The following is a 17,671-nucleotide window of genomic DNA, read 5'->3' on the forward strand; positions in this document are numbered from 1 at the left end:
TTTCTAATTAACATAGTTAGATTGTACCTCTGAAAAATAGTCTATTTCATTAAAATACTTACGTGGCTAAGCGGTTAAATTTCTTAACAAGCACCCATAAATTGAAAGGTAATAAATCATGAATACACTTATGAACGCAGTAGAAACAACAGCAACTAACAATGTCGTTTTAAACGACAAGATGGCACAGGCTAGCGATAAATCACATGTCGCTATTAATGCAGGTAAATTGCTGGCTTCTATGGAGGCTGATAGGCTTAGTTGGGAACAGGGAGCATATAAAGCAAGTAACTTGGAGCGCAACCAGTTACTTGCTAAGTGCTTAACATTTTCGGGCGAATTATCAGTAGCTGAATCCAAACAACGTAGCGCGGCTTTGGAAGCATTCTTTAAAGAACGTGGCTATAAATATAAAAAAGACTCGCACATCATTGCTCGCGTGGTTCGTGCCGTATTTGGAAATATTGACCGTCGTCGTGTTAGTACATATGCACTGGTATTGCGTCAGGCTCAAAAATCCAAGGTAGAACCAACTCAATTGGCGCAATGGATTGAAGATAACGGCGGCATTCAGGAAATCAAACTTTCGCGAAGCGCAACTTTCGTAAGTCCAACCGCTAAGGCTTCTATTGCCAAAGCTGACATTGCGAATCTTCCAGTGTTAGCCATTGCTAAGTCAGAGCAACTTAGCCAATTAGCTGATGCTGGCTATGTAGGCGAAGACTGTGTACTTATTGCTGAGCAGATGGCTGATGGTGGTTTTGCCATCCGCGCCCTAGTTCGCAAGGACGGCGCAGTGAATGCGGCTTTCACAGCTTTATATGGTGATATCAAATCACAACAGATTGCCGCCCAGAAAGAAGTAAATGCGGCCAACGATGCTGATGGTGCTATCGCCAAACAAGCCTAACCAATACTGCTGGGGGCGTTATGAGCGCCCCCTCACTTAACAACACAAAGGAAATGAAATGACAAACAAGAAAGGTTTCAAATATGAACCCAAAACAATTAATGACATCATCTGGGGTAACACTGAGAGTCGTTTGCGAATCGAAGATATTGTCAGCGGCACAGAGGCGTTACCTTACTGCGGCAAATCAGCCATTCTTCTTTACGGAGTCTTTGGTACAGGCAAAACCACTCTGGCAAAGATGCTACCTAACGCAATCGAGATTGGCAAATCAGGGCAAGGCTTAATGCTCCCCGAAAACCTTATTGCTTGCCAGCAAGGCTTTAATGGCCCGCAGGTGATGGTTCTAATTGAGAATGCACTAAACAAAGTCTCTTTGAATGAGAGCGGCTTGCACTATTTCATTTTGGATGAGGTAGATAACCTAACAAGCTCCGCTCAACAAAGTTTAAAGTCCGCTCTCAATACCGATAGAGGTATCTTCATTTTGACTACAAACAACATATCCGAGCTTGATAAGGGCTTAAAAGATCGTTGTGTATTAGTTGAGATGAATGCTGCGCCAATTAGCGGGTATTTGCCATTGGCCAAGAGCTTAATAAGCGATATGGGTGTTGTTATGAGCGACATCGAATTATTGCCTACTATTACCGCCGCTAATGGCTCATTACGCAATCTTATCCATAACGTAGAAAGACTTGCGAGACGCAACAAGGGGGTCGTATGAAACAAGTATGGATAGTTCAAGCAAATGAAGATAAGTATGTTGTGGATGCTTTTGATAATGAAGCCGCCGCAAAGGATTGCGCTGACTTTTATCGAGGCTGGATTCATAAATGCTATTCGGTTGATATTGAATCAAGATTTATAAAGCCGAGTGACTGGGAAGACTACGACGACTAACAATTAGATAGAATGTGCACACCATACTAAAGCCCGCTTATTAGCGGGCTATTTTATTTGTCGTTTTAAACGACACTTCATTACACATGGATCAAATACCGCTCTAGTCATTTGAATTAGCTAGAGAAATTATTAGTACGATCTATTACCACTCCGAGAGTCTAATAAAAAACACTACCATTTCTGGTGAGGACCTGACCTAGGACTAAAGGATTTCGGTTCGTGTAATTTTCACAACTCCCCGGACTATGCCTTCAACATATTCATTCCTGAACTTAGCAAGTGCCGTCCAGTCTCTAAACCTTCAACAGCACACAAGACTTTTGGCAATATCACCACCCTTCTGAGTGTTGTTTGTCGGTTCTAGGAGAATTTCTGCGTTCTAAGCGCGGCTTATTACTACTGCGCCGTCGGTTTTAGAAAAAAATCAATTGCCAACCCAACCACTGCCGGCTCAATGCGGTGAGGGCCCATGAATTCCAATGAGGTTACGTCATAACCTACGGCCTTAAGTTTGGCTACGTGAGGACGCGCACTAGTTTCAATTGGTAGCTGCTCGTCTTCCAAACCATGGGCAATGAAGATGCGGGGTGTACCATTTTGCTGAAAGGCTGACATGAAGCCTGCGGAAAATGCGATCACGTGGCTTACGACGTCGCCATTGGTCACACCCACTGACAGCGCATAGCTGCCTCCGTCTGAAAACCCAGCAAACCCCAAGTGGGATGGATCGATATAAAAACGTGACGCCACTTCGCGTAACGCTTTTTCCAACCGCTCTAGATCCGGGCCGTTACCACCCACGACCAAGTCCCAAGTTGGAAACTGAGACTGTGGCAGCAGAAGCAAAAAGCCATGCTGAGACGCATGGTCGATCAGGAATGGCAGCACTTTGTCGGCGCTACCACCTGCGCCATGAAACATCACGAGCAGAGAGACTGGAACCCCAGGCTGCAGGCCGTCCGGCACGATCAATACAGCATCGCGCTCGCTAGCAATACCCAGGTTGTGGCGACCAGCGGGCAAGGCTTGCTTGTCAGGTAGAGTACCAGATCGAAAACTGAGCCGGCCCAGCAGCGAATCCCCAAGGAAAGAAGTGTCAAATGTTGCCATCTTAGATGGGATTACCGATGCTACGGAAAGCTGCGCACTGAGTAAAGGCTTCCTCGCTAAGCAACAAATTCCTACCCTTACAAAACTTGAGTGTCAGCTTGAGTAACTCTTTGATATCGCGACCGCTTGCATCTGCGTATGTTATTACTAAATGCTCAACTAGGTCGTCGGGCAAGTCGGTATTAAACTGCTGCGCTAGCGATTTCCATAATAGTTTTGCCTGCACCTGTGTAGGTGTCTCGAACTGGATGATGGCGATGCAGCGCGACAAAACGGCATCATCAATGTCGGCTACGCGGTTGGTAGTCATGAATAGTAAACCGTTGAAGTACTCGAGGGTACGCAAAAACTCAGCCACGATTGCGTTGTGCTGCAGATCGTTATCGCGGCGACGGATGTAGACGTCAGCCTCGTCAAGCAACAGCACCGAATCCCAGCGTGCCGCGCGCCGCAGGATTTTCGAAAGGTTCGCTTCCACTGAGCTTGCCGTCACGCCGAGTTGACCAGAATGTACGCGGTATAGTGGTTTCTGGACGACCTCGGCATAGACCTCTGCTGTCAGCGTCTTGCCTAGGCCAGGCGCGCCTTTGCACAGAATGGTTGTACCGCCCGACTTACCCTCGACGATGTCCTCCATCAGAAAGTTACGATCAGCGGTCAAGATATCAATCAGCTCGCGATGTGCATGCGGCAGAACCAGCTTATCACGCAATTCTGGTTTGTAACGATAGACTTCAACATTTTGCACATGCACCCATACGCTGCGGTGGTAGTCCAAGTGGAATAGGTGTAGATAGCAATGCTGGGGAATTCGCTCAAAACCTTCGCTGATACCGCTGCTGCGCCAGAAGGTTGCATCGGCAGTGGTATCAAAGTGGCGTTCTAACAGCTCTTCGTCATTGACGCAGCGGGCGGTTGTGCCTGCCTGCAGCCGCATGCATTCGAGTTGTGGACGAGACCCTTCGCTAGAAATCCAGACAGTACCGGAAACAGTAAACTGCGCGCCAAACTTCGGCTGCATCTGCATGAAATGCTTTAAGTGTGTCTCGTATTCGTTTTTGAATTCCGCACATTCTTTAAAGTAACCATAACCCGTCATTAATTCGGGAATCGTACAATCCAGAATGTCTTCAGCATAAAAGGTAATGCTGTTGGTCATGCCGGTGCGCCTTAGTCTCGGATCGGTAACTGGACCTCGTTCTGCCGCCTGCAAGGTATTAGCCAGAAGGCTGATGATGACGTAAGCTGCGCCATCGACAGGCTGCACATAGCGCATAGAATGGACCAGCCAGGGTAGCAACACTCCATCCTTACCGAGTTTATAAAGCCAGCCATCGATCATGTCACGCGACAGCCATGCGATCAGACCAGGGATCAACATCTCCAAGCTGGGGATTTTTCGGGCAGCTGGCGCAGCGTGGATATTGTCGAGCGCCAGCATTTGAAACATCAACTCACGCTCATTAGCCGTACGGCACAGGCCGTAGAGTGTGTTAAGCGAGGTGGCGTCGAAAAGGTGGCTAGGCACCACACGTTTGCCACGTGAAAGGCTGTACTCACTCAGCCGCCTAGCAAGCGGTGAATCCTCATTGATTATCTCGAGTAGCGCATTGGCGAGGGTTTCTGGTATTTCGAATTGCATGTGTTCTTTTTACTCTTTCGGGTGAATGGCAAAGTTAAGCCAAAAAAAGGTTGTCCCAATAAAGCCGATCATCATCCCTTTTGTTTCTTTTGTCATTCTGACTCCTAACAACATATTTTATTGAGCCTAATAGGCAATGCACCTTTAAAACAAGACTTGTTTTGAAATGGCTAGATATACTCCAATTTTTTCTTGGTGCGAGCCATAAATTGTTCTTTATCTACAATCATCCGTTCGTGCTCACCTCGAGAAATTAAATCAATGCCATCATGAGCTTGAACCTTAAACTTGAGTTTTCTTCCATCAACATCTACAAGTTCAACATTTGCGGTTACTTCAAGTCCAGGAGGGGTTGCCGCAAGGTGAGTTATAGAAATGTAGGTTCCAACAGCCTGCTCCTCAGGCCAATCCAGATGAGGAATAATTGCTTTCACACAAGCCAACTCTAAAAACCCAACTAAAAAACCTGTGGCAAAAACTTCGGGTCTTATTGCGCCCTCATCAGATGCTGGGAACATAGCAGGAACAGTTTGATTTTTCGTTACAGTAAATGAGTATTCATATTTAATGCCCGGCTTAAGGGAAGTCTTCATTACAAACCTAGCTCCAGTAATTTAATTGGATTCAACCTCTTCACTTGAGGAGCGAAAATGCTCTCGGTACTCAAGTGGAGTAATACCCAACCTTCGAACAAATATTCTGCGAAGAGCCTCAGCACTCTCCAATCCACAACGCTGAGCTATGTCCTTGTATCCCATATCTGTTGATTCAAGATATCGTCTTGCAAAGTCGATACGAGCATCATTTACATAGTTCATCGGGGTCATGCCGCATTCTTTCTTAAAAATACGAGTTAAATTTCTTGGACTCATATTCAAATGCTCAGAGATTGACTCTAAACTATGACGAGCCTCAGGATTATCAAGAATATAGCTATGAACACATGCGACTACGGAATTTTCAGCAGCTTGAGATTCAAGCAATGGGCTAAATTGACTTTGCCCTCCAGATCGGCGCAAATACACAATCAAGTATTTCGCCACATCAAGCGCCATCTTCTTATTAATATCTTCCTCAATAAGAAGAAGTGATAAATCTATGCCAGCAGTTACTCCAGCAGTCGTATAGATATGACCATCTTTTACGAAAATACGGTCTGGCTCGATAACGGCACGCTTAAACATGCTAGCTAATCGAGGCACATCCATCCAATGAGTAGTGACTGTCTTGCCATTTATCATTCCTGCGGCACCTAATGCAAAGACCCCATTGCATATGGCGCTGATCCTTCTGCACTCATCACCCTGCCTGGCAATCCAATCAATCACAGTGGAATCCTCAAGAAGATTAAAGATTCCAAGACCGCCAGGAATAATCAAAGTATCAAAATGAGGGCATGGATCAAAAATCGTGCGATCAGGCGTTAAAGTAATTCCGCTTGAAGACTGTACTGGACCCCTGGTTGTACCAACAGTAAAAATTTCATATTCTGATTCACCATTGCTCAGAACCTTAACCTCTCCGAAGGCATCACAAGGGCCAGCCAGATCAAGTAATTGAAAGCGCGGAAATACGAGAATGCCGATAGTGATCTTACGCATAGGATTGACACTCTACACAGCAAGCCAATTAAGCTCCATGTATAAATTGGATGATGTCCACATATGAAAATATTGTGCCTTATTTGCACTCTTACATGACTTAAATTGTCTGGACAGTACAAAAGAGACATTTCAAACTCCCTTGGGTGTCGTTTAAAACGACACTTCTCGCCACTACCCTCCGATCCAAGCCTTACGCTAGAACGCTTTTGTCCAGAAAAGCCTTATTCTTCGGTACTTTGCGGGTGGTGTGTCACACGGTGTGTGCTACGGTGAAAACCTTAGTTTTCTAAGTGCTTGATTTTATTGGGGAAAGGGTCGGAAACCTCAGAACCTTGTGCTTTATGATTCCGTCGCTCTAACCAGCTGAGCTAATTCGCCGAAGGTGAGATTTTAGCTTATTTGACCAAAATGCTCAATGAACTCACCTTGGACTCAATATTTAGGCAAATCAGACGATCTTTATCACCAAATCCGGCAAATTATCGATACTGCAACGAACGATGTCCCCGCGCACAACTGGGCCGACATTCTCAGGTGTTCCCGAGTAAATAATATCCCCGGGGAATAATTCATTTGCTTCTGAAAGCTTCGAAATCTGCTCTGCAACAGACCAAATCATTTGGTCTAGGGTGGCTTTTTGCTTTGTCACGCCATTGACTGAAAGTGAAATTGTTCCCTTGGTGAAATGCCCCACTTGATTCACCGGAAAAATCGGTCCAATCGGTGCAGAGTAATCAAATGATTTACCAATTTCCCAAGGCTTCTTCTGGTCGCCCATGAAACGCTGCAAATCGCGACGCGTCATATCAAGACCTAAGGCATAACCGAATACATGCTCAAGCGCCTTTTCAACGGGGATATTTTTACCACCCTTGTTTAGTGCCGCAACCAACTCAACTTCATAGTGATAATTTTTAGTTAGCGATGGATAAGGATGATCAACTATCTTGTTTGGCGCCACAAACTGAATAGCATCTGTCGGTTTTTGAAAAAAGAATGGCGGTTCACGCGTTGGATCTGACCCCATCTCGCGAGCATGCGCTGCATAATTTCTACCGATGCAATAAATGCGACGTACCGGGAATTCTGCATTACTTCCTGCAATCGGTATTAATGTTTGAGACACAGAAAATGGGGTTGTTATTGCATCCGCCCCTTTATGAGCTTGAGCGCCTGCTGCAATACCCGTCAACGAAAGTGAAGCAACGCCAAGCTTGATTGCATTGCGGCGATTTAACAACTCATCATTTTTAACTGACATTACCTAACCTCCTCAATAAACGGACTTCACCGTCTTTCTATTTATTTACACATTACAGCAACATTACACCCGGAAATAGGATTGGCGAATTATTTAATGATGAAAATGCTCTCAGCTTGGTCGCGACCATACAAGACATTAAATTCAATTTTCTTAGCCAAAAAGAGTTTTTTTAGAACCTCGTCTTTGTTATCAAAAACAATTGCCGTTTGCTCCGGGTAACGAGAAAAAGGGTCGCTAGTAACATCCACCACCACCCCATCGATCTTGATTTGTTTGATAGAGCGTTTATATAACCTGTCAGGGCGTATAAAAATAAGGCGCTTCACATACTTATCTAATACGAGCTTTTGTCCTTGCTCGTTCGTCTTGTAGTAATAGACCAGCTCTTCCTTGCCATTGGTAGTCGTATCGCGCTCTTCATCCCATTTAGCAAAAGCTGCTTGACTGATGAGCAGACTCAGAAATAGAGTGGCAACAAGCTTATAAAAGTGCATCATTTACCTTCTTCAATAGATAACTTGATCTTATCAGTCATTCTTACTTATGCGCCTTCTCACCATCTCCGCCGGCAAGGTCATGCCTCTGTTCGGTAACCATCACCCCGACTACAAATCCGTTGCATCGGCAATTCGTAAGAAAGCGGTAAGTGCTTTAGACACCCCCACTACCGTCGACATTACTACCCTTGGCGTTAAAGGTGATGAGCAGGCAGACTTATCCGTACACGGCGGCATTGAAAAAGCCATCTATGTTTATCCGGCAGAACACTACGCGTTTTGGAACGAACTACTGACTCGTGAGACTAAGCAGTCGGTTCATTTAGAGCATGGGGCTATTGGCGAAAATTTCACAATAGAAGGCCTGCTAGAAACAGAGGTGTTTGTTGGTGATCGACTGCGGATTGGGGAATTGGAATTTGCAGTCGTCAAACTACGTGAACCCTGCTTTAAATTTAATGCCGCAATGCGCTATAAAGGCGCCGCAAAGTCAATGCTGCAGTCTGGCTTTAGTGGCTGGTATTTGCGGGTGATCAAAACTGGGGCGCTTGCTGCTGGTGCCCACATTGAACTCATCCCAGGATCAAGAGAAACCTCTATTGCTCAACAAAATCACAAGCTCTTAAATAATCGGAATCAAAAAGATTTATGGGAATAAAAAAACCCGACCATTTCTGATCGGGTTTCTTATTTGTTACAGACTAAAGAAGCTTAGTCACGTGCGTAGATATCTACGTCTTTGGTTTCTTTAACAAACAGTGTACCGATTACCAATGTCATCGCAGCGATGATGATTGGGTACCAGAGACCGTAGTAAATGTTACCGTTTTGCGCAACCAAGGCGAAGGAGATCGTTGGCAATAAGCCGCCGAACCAACCGTTACCAATGTGGTATGGCAATGACATAGAGGTGTAACGAATACGAGTTGGGAACATCTCAACAAGCATCGCAGCAATTGGACCATAAACCATGGTTACCAAGATCACCAAGAACACCAATATCGCTAACACAGCTGCGTAGTTGATCTGCGCTGGATCAGCTTTAGCTGGGTAGCCTGCAGCATTCAACGCATCACGGATTTGCTTCTTGAACTCAGCATCTTTAGCTTTCAAATCTGCTGGAGCCATACCTTTTGCTGAGTAACCAGTGATTTCTGTATCACCAATCTTCACAACAGCTGTACCACCGGCTGGGCCAGGGATAGTTGTATAGCTTGCAGAGTTAGACGCCATCACTTGTTTTGCAATATCGCAAGAACTTGTGAACTTCGCTGTACCTGTTGGGTTGAACTGGAATGTACATTCATTGATATCAGCAGTAATCGTAGCTGGTGAAGTTGCCATCGCTTTTTCTAACGCTGGGTTAGCAAAGTGTGTCAAACCATTGAATACTGAAACTGGTGTATTTGGAATGTAAGTAATGATCGCAAGCAATAAGCCGCCCATGATGATTACTTTACGGCCGATCTTGTCAGACCATGCACCGAAGATCACGAAGAATGGTGTGCCGATTACCAATGAAGCAGCAATCAACAAGTTCGCAGTCTTAGCATCTACTTTCAACACTTGTGTGAGATAGAACAACGCATAGAACTGACCTGTGTACCAAACCACCGCTTGACCTGCAACCAGACCAAACAATGCCAAGATAACAATCTTCAAGTTCTTCCATTGACCGAAAGACTCGGACAAAGGAGCTTTTGACAATTTGCCTTCTTCTTTCATCTTCTTGAAAGCTGGGGACTCATTCATGGACAAACGAATCCATACAGAAATACCGAGCAATGCGATAGAAGCGATGAAAGGAATACGCCAGCCCCAAACATCAAAGTCTGGACCAGTGAATTCACGTGTGAACAAAATCACGAGCAAGGAGAGGAACAAACCTAAAGTAGCAGTTGTTTGAATCCAAGCTGTGTAGGCGCCACGCTTACCGTGAGGGGCATGTTCTGCAACATAAGTAGCAGCACCACCGTACTCACCGCCCAAAGCCAAACCTTGAAGCATACGCAATGCGATCAGGATGACTGGAGCAGCAACACCGATAGTTGCGTAGTTAGGCAGAATACCTACGATGAAGGTTGCGCCACCCATTAACAGGATGGTGACTAAGAACGTATATTTACGTCCGATCAAATCGCCTAAGCGACCGAACACCAACGCGCCGAATGGACGCACGATGAAACCAGCAGCAAACGCTAACAAAGCGAAAATGAAGGCAGAACCAGCATCTAAGCCTGAGAAAAACTGCTTGGCAATAACGGCAGCCAAAGAACCGTAAAGATAAAAGTCGTACCACTCAAAGACTGTACCTAATGAGGATGCAAAAATAACTTTGCGCTCTTCAGGGGTCATTGGGGCTGCTTTAGTTGATGTTGACATCAGTAGCTCCTAACTATTTTTATTAAATAAAAAACAACGGGTCGATTATGCTTTGAAAAAATTCAAAGAAATCCACTAGTTAGGGTAATTCCTCATCAAATAGACTCGGGGTTTTCCCGAGAAATGTGGATTTATTGCAACGCATTTAAGCCATGATGCGAAAAGGGTTTAGCACTAACTTGAAGCAATAAGCCCAAGTGAGGTGCATTTCTGGAAATCAGGGTGCAAACCTCTCGAATCACACTTGTTGCACTTCGCTTTAATTGATCTTGTAGTTAGTAAAAAGGCATAAGCAAAAAAAATGCCATCAAATAATTAATAAACAAGGAGCAAGGCAAATGAAAAGACGTGACTTCCTAGGTAAGACCGCACTTGGCGCTGCCGCAGGCGTATTGGCTGCGCCAGCAATCGCACAATCCATGCCAGAAGTGAAATGGCGCTGCGCATCTAGCTTTCCTAAAAGCTTAGATACGATTTATGGTGGTGGCGAATTCATCTCTAAACGAGTAGCCGCTTTAACGGATGGTAAGTTTCAGATCCGCATCTTTGGTGCTGGTGAAATTGTGCCGGCTTTTGGTACAGTTGACGCAGTGCAGCAAGGTACCGTGGAATGTACGCACACGGCTGGTTACTATTTTGTTGGCAAAAATAAAACGTTCGCTTTTGATACTACCGTTCCGTTTGGCATGAACCAGCGTCAGCAAAATGCTTGGATGTACTGGGGTGGAGGCTTAAAGCTACAGCGTGAATTCTTACGTGACTACAACATCATTTCTTTTCCGGCAGGTAATACAGGAACACAAATGGGCGGTTGGTTTAAGAAGCCAGTAAAAACCGTTGCAGACCTCAAGGGCCTCAAAATGCGTATCGCCGGCCTCGGCGGAGAAGTGATGTCCCGCTTAGGCGCAATCCCACAACAAATTGCTGGCGGTGATATTTACCCAGCTCTTGAAAAAGGTGTGATTGACGCAGCTGAGTGGGTCGGACCATACGACGATGAAAAATTGGGCTTCTACAAAATTGCCCCTTACTACTACTACCCAGGATGGTGGGAGGCTTGCTCTATGTACTCCATGTATGTCAACATTAAGGAGTGGGAAAAGCTACCTAAGCAATATCAAGAAGCCTTAGCCTCAGCATGTGCTGAATGCAATATCGACATGATGGCTGAGTACGACTATAAAAATCCAATTGCCTTACAGAGCTTAATCAAGAATGGCGTCAAGTTGCAGTCTTACTCCACTGAAATTATGAAAGCCGCATCAAATGCAGCTTTTGAAATGTATGAGGAGGAAGCTGCTAAAAACCCATCCTTTAAGAAGATTTACGAGCCTTGGAAAAAATTCCGCAACGATCAAATGTTGTGGAACAAGGTTGCCGAACAAACTCTCATGAGCTTCATGCTAACTAACCCAGTCAAATAAACTTTAAGCGAGTAACTGAAATGCCAAAACAATTTTTAGTTTTTGCAAATTTCGTTGATCGCCTAAATGACCGTTTTGGAGTTTTAGCAAGTTGGATGGTTCTTATTGCCGTACTGGTTAGCACTGCAAACGCGCTAATCCGGTACGGCTTTAACATCAGCTCAAACGGTTGGTTAGAAGCACAATGGTATTTGTTTGCCGGCATGGTGATGTTTGGTGCAGCCACTACATTTCGCCTCAATGAGCACGTGCGAGTTGACGTGCTCTATGCCTTGTATCCCAATAAAGTACGCCTCTGGTTAGATTTTTGGGGGGGAATTATTTTCTTCCTTCCAATGACCGTCATTATTGGTTACTACTCTTGGGAATTCTTTATCACTTCGATTATTCAAAATGAAACCTCGAGTAATCCAGGGGGTCTTATTCGTTGGCCAGTGCGCGGCGTGATTACTTTGGGCTTTTTCTTGCTAACACTCCAAGGTATTTCAGAAATCATCAAGCGCTACGCAGCCATTATCGGCATGATTCAAATCGATCCTAAATACGAAAGACCACTCCAATGATTAGCCAAGATCTAATGGCCCCCATCATGTTTGGGGGTTTGATTGTATTTTTATTAATTGGATATCCCGCTGCGTTTTCTCTAGGCGCTGTTGGTTTATTCTTCTCGTTCATTGGTATCGAGATGGGCATGTTTCAGCCTACCTTCTTGCAAGCACTACCGGACCGAGTCTTTGGCATTCTTTCGAATGATTTGTTGCTCTCGATTCCATTCTTCACCTTCATGGGCGCGATTCTTGAGAAGTGTGGATTAGCAGAAGATATGCTCGAAGGCTTAGGGCAGTTATTTGGCCCTATCCGTGGTGGCTTAGCCTATGCAGTCATTATTGTTGGTGCGATTCTTGGCGCTATCACTGGTACCGTAGCAGCCTCTGTCATTGCGATGGGATTAATTTCTCTTCCAGTAATGCTTAGGTACGGATACAACCCGCGAGTTGCTACTGGCGTGATAGCGGCATCGGGCACAATTACCCAGCTCATTCCGCCATCACTCGTTTTAATCGTGTTGGCTGACCAGCTAGGTAAATCTGTTGGTGATATGTATGCCGGCGCCATTGGACCATCCATCATTCAGATAGTACTGTTCTGCTTATTCATTTTCTTCTTGTCGATTTTTAGACCTCAAGATGTGCCAGCACTTCCACCAGAAGCGCGTCCAAAAATTGATTGGAAGCTATTCAAGAAAATTCTCTGGGGCATTATTCCTTCCATTGCGCTGATTTTCTTGGTGCTGGGAACAATCCTGATGGGTCTTGCAACCCCAACTGAAGGTGGCGCCATGGGTTCTGTGGGGGCATTAATACTTGCTGCCATGAATAAGCGCTTACAAAAGCCCTTGGTCTGGGAAGCAATGACTTCCACTATGCGTATCAATGCCATGGTGATCTTCATTCTGATTGGCTCCACTGTCTTTGGCCTAGCATTCCGTGGCGTGGATGGTGACCTTTGGATTGAGCATCTATTATCGGGATTGCCAGGAGGCCAAATAGGCTTCTTAATTGTGGTGAACTTATTTGTTTTCTTCTTAGCCTTCTTCTTGGATTATTTTGAAATTGCTTTCATCATCATTCCATTATTGGCTCCGGTTGCAGAAAAGCTTGGCATTGACTTAATTTGGTTTGGCGTGCTTCTTGGTGCCAATATGCAGACCTCATTCATGCATCCACCCTTTGGCTTTGCCTTGTTTTATTTGAGAGGAGTGGCAGATAAAACTGTCAAAAGCTCAGATATCTACTATGGGGCTTTACCATGGGTTGGTCTGCAATTGATTCTGGTGGCGATCATTATTTTTATCCCAGAAACAGTTACCTACTTTGTAGATAAGCCAACTGCAGCCTTTGATGCAAGCGCTCCATCTGTTGATCCATTGGCTGGTGTAGAGCAAAATGAGATTACCGTAGACTCGAGTGCAGATATCGAACGGCAATTGCGAGAAAATAAATAAAACTAAAAAATTAAGATAAAAAAATAGAGGGGATTTACTATGCAGGCAAAGTGGGGCATCCGGGGGATGGCGGTAGCACCGCACTCCCTCGCTTCTGAATCAGCTTTAGCAGTCCTCCGGGAAGGCGGTAACGCTTTAGAAGCAATGGTGGCGGCAGCCGCAACGATTGCTGTTGTCTATCCACATATGAACTCGATAGGTGGCGACTCATTTTGGGTCGTTCATTCACCCGGTAAGGCCATGGGCGGCATTGATGCCTGTGGTGCAGCCGCAGGTTTAGCCACTAAGCAATGGTATGCAGAGCGTGGTATTACTAAAGCAATCCCGTTTCGTGGATCGATAGCAGCCAACACGGTTGCCGGAACAATCTCTGGCTGGGGCGCCGCTCACAAACTATCTAAACAAGGACTAGGCGGCAAGATTCCCTTATCTCGCCTATTGGCTGATGCTATTCATTACGCCGAAGCAGGTGTACCGGTTACTTATAGTCAATCGAGTTTGACTGAAAAAAAACGGAAAGAGTTAAGCCCGATTCCAGGCTTCTCTGAAACCTTCTTGGTCAATGGCAAGGCACCTGCGGTAGGCAGCATCTTCAAACAAGAACGTCTAGCCAAAACCTTGCGTCAAATTGCCACTAAGGGAACGGATGATTATTACCGCGGTGATCTTGCTGAACTTCTTGCAAAAGAGTTAACCGACATTGGTAGTCCATTGCGCCTCGATGACTTACATCGTCATCACGCCAAACTCATTGACCCCTTAGAACTCAAACATAGTCTAGGTAAGGTGTACAACATGATTCCACCTACTCAAGGTGTTGTGTCGCTAATGATCATTGGCATCTTGGATCAGTTGAACTTAAAACGCTTTAAGGTCGACAGTGCAGAGTATGTTCATCATTGTGTTGAGGCCACAAAACAAGCGTTCAAGATTCGCGATCAATTTGTCACTGATCCTGCATACATGACAAAAAATGCGCAGTCTTTTTTAGCGCCTGCTTTCCTTAAAAAACTTGCTAAGAATATTGATCCCAACAAAGCTTTACCTTGGGGCCAAGGTAAAGGACCGGCCGATACGATTTGGATGGGCGTCATAGATGGTGATGGGAATTGCGTCTCATTCATTCAAAGTATTTATCACGAGTTTGGCGCTGGTATTGTGCTACCTAAATCTGGTGTGAACTGGCAAAACCGTGGCTGCAGTTTTTCATTAGATCCGACAACACTAAATCACCTCGAGCCCTACAGAAAACCATTCCACACATTGAATCCAGCGATGGCTTTATTTAAAGATGGTCGTTCGATGGTTTATGGAACGATGGGTGGCGATGGTCAACCGCAAACGCAATGCGCAGTATTTACTCGCACTGCCACTTACGGCTTAGACCCACAAGATGCTATTAGCCGTCCACGTTGGTTGCTCGGTCGCACTTGGGGCCAAACGAGCGATAGCTTAAAACTCGAGTCTCGCTTTAGTCCTTGGGTTGCAAAAGAACTGCATGCCTTAGGTCATGAGATAGAAATGCTCGATGCATTTGATGAAACCGTGGGGCATGCGGGTTGCATTATTCGTGACTCATCAGGTACTTTGCGAGGTGGATGGGATCCTCGCAGCGATGGTGCGGTTAGCGCGTTTTAGTAATAAACATTTTAGGCACGCGCAGATCCCAATAAATAGCAGCTGCGCGTAGCCCAAAAATTCCGAGCATACAAATCACAGAACCTTCAACCACATACTGTGGCAAGAAGTTCAGCACTAAAACATAAGCAACACAACCCAAGGTCACCGGAATTGCATAAAGCTCATGCGACATGATTAACGTTTTTCTGCCAGCAAGTACATCCCGCAACAGGCCACCACCGATCGCGGTAATTACCCCTAAGATGACTGGTGCAACAGGCAAACCAAAATTCATATTCCAAGCTTTATCGGCACCCTGAATTGCAAATAGTGCAGCACCAAATCCATCGATGTACAACATCCAACGATAAATTTGTGGTTGGGTAAAAAACGATTCTGCGAAAAATGTCAGCACACTTGCGCCTAAGGCAAGCCATACATATATTTGATTGTCCGACCAGAAAGTAGGTACTTCCAAAATAATGTCGCGAATAGTGCCCCCACCAATGGCGGTAATCAAACCAAGCACTAGAACGCCGAAAAGATCAACACCACGATCTGCGATAGCCAAAACCCCCGTAACCGCAAAGGCCATGGTTGCAATGATGCCGATCCAGAAACTAATCTCTTCCATAGCAAAGAGTCTAAAGCACTTTGCTTACGCGCTAACTTAAATAACTATTCTGAATATACTGTTAGCCATGAACTCCGATAAGACATCAATATGACCCCCAAGCTATACAGCTTTTGGCGTAGCTCTGCAGCCTATCGGGTACGTATCGCCCTCAACCTTAAGGGTATGGACTACGAAATTATTCCAATCCACCTCAGTAAAAATGGTGGCGAGCAAATGGGAGAGGTATATAGCAGCAAAAATCCCAATCGCTTAGTACCTTTATTTGAAGATGGGCAGAAAAGTATTCATCAATCGCTGGCAATCATTGAATACCTTGAAGAAGCTCAGCCTGCGCCAGCGCTTCTTCCTAAAGTGGCAATTGATCGAGCTTGGGTGCGATCTGTTGCAATGGATATCACCAGCGATATTCATCCAATTAACAACGTTCGCGTACTGCGCTACCTCATCAAAAAACTTGGCATTAACAACGAAGCTAAAGATGAGTGGTACCAGCACTGGGTCAAAGTAGGACTGGAGAGTATTGAAAAACAATTGAGTAATGACTCTAGGGTTGGGAGGTTTGCCTACGGCGATCAACCAGGCTTAATTGATATCTGCTTAGTGCCGCAGCTATTTAATGCACTCAGTGCAAAAGTAGATGTGGAGCCCTACCCCACACTCATGAGCATTTTTCATGAGTGCATGAAGTTGCCCGCTTTTATTGATGCATCCTGGGAAAAACAAATCGATGCTGAAGGGTTAAACCCCGTTGCTCCACCAAAGAAATAATGAGAGCGTAAGCAAAGAGCTCACCGTAGTAATTAATACCACTCTAGAAATAATGCTGCCATCTGCCTTGTAATACTGGGCCAACATAAAGGGCCCGGTGCCAGTGGGCAAGGCGCTCAAAATCACAATAGCGCTTACCCATAATTCAGGCAAGCCCAAAATCGGACCCGCAATCATCCAGGCAATTAAAGGTTGCAGTATTAACTTTGACAAACTAATACCCCATGCCCTTCCTGGAGGAGCAGTACTTTTTTGGATGAGAAACAAACCGATTGAAATTAAAGCGCATGGCGTAGAAGCGGCCGCCAAAAATGAGATCACTTGTGCAATCGGATCATACAAAGTCAATTCGCTAGAAGCCCATATCAAACCAGCGACTGGAGCTATGAGTAATGGATTGGTACACAAGGATTTAATAACGCTTAAGACAATCTCATGTGACTTCTTGTGTGACAAGATGCCAATCTCTATAAATACTGTTGCTAAAGCAAACATCACAAATACTATGAAGGTTGAAATAATGGCTGGAGCCAGTCCATCTTGACCAAGGGCGAGTGCGCACAGTGGAATGCCCATGTATCCAGTATTTGAATAAGAAGCACTGAGCCCATCAAAGCTGGCGGCAGCTAAGTCTCGATGACGTATCCAGCTCACCAGTAACACTAAGGCAAAAACAATTAAGCAACTCAGGAAAAATGCCGTGATAAAGCCAGGCTGCCATAGTGTTTGCCATCCGCTATTGACGGCAAAGTTAAATAGTTGAGCAGGTAAAGCGAGCCAAACAACAAACCGGTTTAACTCAGTAGAGGCATTGATGCCCAACTTACCAGCGCGCCCACCAACATACCCAATCAGTATGAGCAAGAAAACAGGTAAAACTACATTGAATACGTAGAGCAAAA

At 45.2% G+C, this 17,671-nt stretch carries 18 protein-coding genes; 9 read left to right on the forward strand and 9 right to left on the reverse strand.

What is annotated here, in order from left to right:
* The first annotated feature begins 118 nt into the window (after positions 1-118).
* Genes QMF28_RS08760 through QMF28_RS08770 form a run of 3 tightly spaced genes read left to right on the forward strand, consistent with a single transcriptional unit; the run spans position 119 to position 1,813 of the window.
* The gene (locus QMF28_RS08760; protein ID WP_281742364.1) at positions 119-910 is read left to right on the forward strand and encodes a hypothetical protein; all 792 of its coding nucleotides are present in this window, start codon (positions 119-121) and stop codon (positions 908-910) included.
* 58 nt (positions 911-968) lie between these two features.
* Positions 969-1,637, forward strand: a complete 669-nt coding sequence (locus QMF28_RS08765) for an AAA family ATPase (RefSeq protein WP_281742365.1) — start codon at positions 969-971, stop codon at positions 1,635-1,637.
* Positions 1,634-1,813 (forward strand): hypothetical protein, encoded by a 180-nt coding sequence (locus tag QMF28_RS08770; RefSeq protein WP_281742366.1) that lies wholly within the window; start codon positions 1,634-1,636, stop codon positions 1,811-1,813. The genes QMF28_RS08765 and QMF28_RS08770 overlap by 4 nt, the downstream gene beginning before the upstream one ends.
* A 399-nt stretch (positions 1,814-2,212) precedes the next feature.
* Here QMF28_RS08770 and QMF28_RS08775 read toward each other — a convergent pair whose 3' ends face one another.
* From QMF28_RS08775 to QMF28_RS08800, 6 genes are all read right to left on the reverse strand, one after another.
* Positions 2,213-2,926, reverse strand: coding sequence for an alpha/beta hydrolase (locus tag QMF28_RS08775; RefSeq protein ID WP_281742367.1), 714 nt, complete (start codon positions 2,924-2,926; stop codon positions 2,213-2,215).
* Between the two features lies 1 nt (position 2,927).
* On the reverse strand, positions 2,928-4,568 hold the full coding sequence (locus QMF28_RS08780; RefSeq protein WP_281742368.1) for an AAA family ATPase: 1,641 nt from the start codon (positions 4,566-4,568) through the stop codon (positions 2,928-2,930).
* A gap of 170 nt (positions 4,569-4,738) precedes the next feature.
* Positions 4,739-5,161, reverse strand: a complete 423-nt coding sequence (locus QMF28_RS08785; RefSeq protein WP_281742369.1) for a thioesterase family protein — start codon at positions 5,159-5,161, stop codon at positions 4,739-4,741.
* Positions 5,162-5,182: 21 nt separating this feature from the next.
* Positions 5,183-6,169, reverse strand: a complete 987-nt coding sequence (locus tag QMF28_RS08790; protein WP_281742370.1) for a GlxA family transcriptional regulator — start codon at positions 6,167-6,169, stop codon at positions 5,183-5,185.
* A 451-nt stretch (positions 6,170-6,620) separates the two neighbouring features.
* Positions 6,621-7,433, reverse strand: a complete 813-nt coding sequence (locus QMF28_RS08795; protein ID WP_281742371.1) for a fumarylacetoacetate hydrolase family protein — start codon at positions 7,431-7,433, stop codon at positions 6,621-6,623.
* 89 nt (positions 7,434-7,522) lie between these two features.
* Complete coding sequence (locus QMF28_RS08800) at positions 7,523-7,933, reverse strand: hypothetical protein (RefSeq protein WP_281742372.1); 411 nt, start codon at positions 7,931-7,933, stop codon at positions 7,523-7,525.
* A 46-nt stretch (positions 7,934-7,979) separates the two neighbouring features.
* Between QMF28_RS08800 and QMF28_RS08805 the strand changes: the two genes are divergently transcribed.
* Positions 7,980-8,591, forward strand: coding sequence for an MOSC domain-containing protein (locus QMF28_RS08805; RefSeq protein ID WP_281742373.1), 612 nt, complete (start codon positions 7,980-7,982; stop codon positions 8,589-8,591).
* A gap of 53 nt (positions 8,592-8,644) precedes the next feature.
* Here QMF28_RS08805 and QMF28_RS08810 read toward each other — a convergent pair whose 3' ends face one another.
* Positions 8,645-10,315, reverse strand: a complete 1,671-nt coding sequence (locus QMF28_RS08810) for an MFS transporter (protein ID WP_281742374.1) — start codon at positions 10,313-10,315, stop codon at positions 8,645-8,647.
* Positions 10,316-10,653: 338 nt separating this feature from the next.
* On the opposite strand from QMF28_RS08810, the gene QMF28_RS08815 reads away from it, so the two are divergent.
* From QMF28_RS08815 to ggt, 4 genes are all read left to right on the forward strand, one after another.
* Positions 10,654-11,739, forward strand: coding sequence for a TRAP transporter substrate-binding protein (locus QMF28_RS08815; RefSeq protein ID WP_087910349.1), 1,086 nt, complete (start codon positions 10,654-10,656; stop codon positions 11,737-11,739).
* A gap of 20 nt (positions 11,740-11,759) precedes the next feature.
* Positions 11,760-12,302: a TRAP transporter small permease subunit gene (locus QMF28_RS08820; RefSeq protein ID WP_281742375.1), complete on the forward strand. Its 543-nt coding sequence runs from the start codon at positions 11,760-11,762 to the stop codon at positions 12,300-12,302.
* A complete protein-coding gene (locus QMF28_RS08825; RefSeq protein ID WP_281742376.1) occupies positions 12,299-13,744 on the forward strand; it encodes a TRAP transporter large permease in 1,446 nt (481 codons plus the stop codon). The genes QMF28_RS08820 and QMF28_RS08825 overlap by 4 nt, the downstream gene beginning before the upstream one ends.
* Before the next feature lie 66 nt (positions 13,745-13,810).
* Entirely contained in the window at positions 13,811-15,382 is a 1,572-nt protein-coding gene (gene ggt, locus QMF28_RS08830; protein WP_281742377.1) for a gamma-glutamyltransferase, read from the forward strand.
* On the opposite strand, the gene QMF28_RS08835 is transcribed toward ggt, so the two are convergent.
* Positions 15,369-15,998 (reverse strand): trimeric intracellular cation channel family protein, encoded by a 630-nt coding sequence (locus QMF28_RS08835; RefSeq protein ID WP_068319507.1) that lies wholly within the window; start codon positions 15,996-15,998, stop codon positions 15,369-15,371. The two genes, ggt and QMF28_RS08835, sit on opposite strands and share 14 nt — an antisense overlap.
* 90 nt (positions 15,999-16,088) lie before the next feature.
* On the opposite strand from QMF28_RS08835, the gene maiA reads away from it, so the two are divergent.
* Entirely contained in the window at positions 16,089-16,769 is a 681-nt protein-coding gene (maiA, locus tag QMF28_RS08840) for a maleylacetoacetate isomerase (RefSeq protein WP_281742378.1), read from the forward strand.
* On the opposite strand, the gene QMF28_RS08845 is transcribed toward maiA, so the two are convergent.
* The gene (locus QMF28_RS08845; protein ID WP_281742379.1) at positions 16,740-17,669 is read right to left on the reverse strand and encodes an AEC family transporter; all 930 of its coding nucleotides are present in this window, start codon (positions 17,667-17,669) and stop codon (positions 16,740-16,742) included. The two genes, maiA and QMF28_RS08845, sit on opposite strands and share 30 nt — an antisense overlap.
* Positions 17,670-17,671 lie beyond the last annotated feature (2 nt).

Origin of the sequence: Polynucleobacter yangtzensis (assembly GCF_027924165.1) — a bacterium.
In the GTDB taxonomy this organism is placed as follows: Bacteria; Pseudomonadota; Gammaproteobacteria; order Burkholderiales; family Burkholderiaceae; genus Polynucleobacter; species Polynucleobacter yangtzensis.